Raw genomic sequence first — 853 nt, 5'->3', positions numbered from 1 at the left:
CACACGTGCTACAATGGCGTATACAAAGGGATGCGAAGGTGCGAACTGGAGCGGACCTCACAAAGTACGTCTAAGTCCGGATTGGAGTCTGCAACTCGACTCCATGAAGTCGGAATCGCTAGTAATCGTGAATCAGAATGTCACGGTGAATACGTTCCCGGGCCTTGTACACACCGCCCGTCACACCATGGGAGTGGGTTGCACCAGAAGTAGATAGCTTAACCGCAAGGGGGGCGTTTACCACGGTGTGATTCATGACTGGGGTGAAGTCGTAACAAGGTAACCGTAGGGGAACCTGCGGTTGGATCACCTCCTTACGAAGTGCCTGACAGTGTTCACATAGATTGTTTGTTTTTAAAGAGAGACATCACTATATTGGGTCTGTAGCTCAGGTGGTTAGAGCGCACCCCTGATAAGGGTGAGGTCGGTGGTTCAAGTCCACTCAGACCCACCAGTTCTACTTACTGCAAGATGGTTTGGTAATTATGTGCGAAAGCGGATAAACGAAATCATACGTCAGGGAAGCGAACTGGCGAAAGCAGTAAAGTGATATATATGGGGCTATAGCTCAGCTGGGAGAGCGCCTGCCTTGCACGCAGGAGGCCAGCGGTTCGATCCCGCTTAGCTCCACCATTACATCCTTTGATGTCTCGACATGTAATATATTGATAAACACATTGTATAGTGTGTTGATGAATATAGCTCTTTAACAATATGGAACAAGCTGAAAGAAACGAGTTCTCGTTTTATGGAGTTGAGGTGTTGGCGTAAGTTGGCATTGAGATGAAGTAGGAAGAGAAAAAGCGAAATTGAGAAAACCAAGACAACTGTAAGTTGTAAGGTTAAGAAATTA

General features: G+C 46.9%; 2 tRNA genes and 1 rRNA gene. All 3 read left to right on the top strand.

What is annotated here, in order from left to right:
• Positions 1 to 317 (top strand): 16S ribosomal RNA (locus tag ABEA36_RS12240); the annotation flags it as partial.
• A 60-nt stretch (positions 318 to 377) separates the two neighbouring features.
• Positions 378 to 454 (top strand) — tRNA-Ile (locus ABEA36_RS12235).
• A 103-nt stretch (positions 455 to 557) separates the two neighbouring features.
• Positions 558 to 633, top strand: a tRNA-Ala gene (locus ABEA36_RS12230).
• Positions 634 to 853 lie beyond the last annotated feature (220 nt).

The organism is Orbus sasakiae (assembly GCF_039542345.1).
In the GTDB taxonomy this organism is placed as follows: Bacteria; Pseudomonadota; Gammaproteobacteria; order Enterobacterales; family Orbaceae; genus Orbus; species Orbus sasakiae.
The sequence above is the reverse complement of the archived record's forward strand: the minus strand, read 5'-3'. Positions and strand labels throughout refer to the sequence as shown.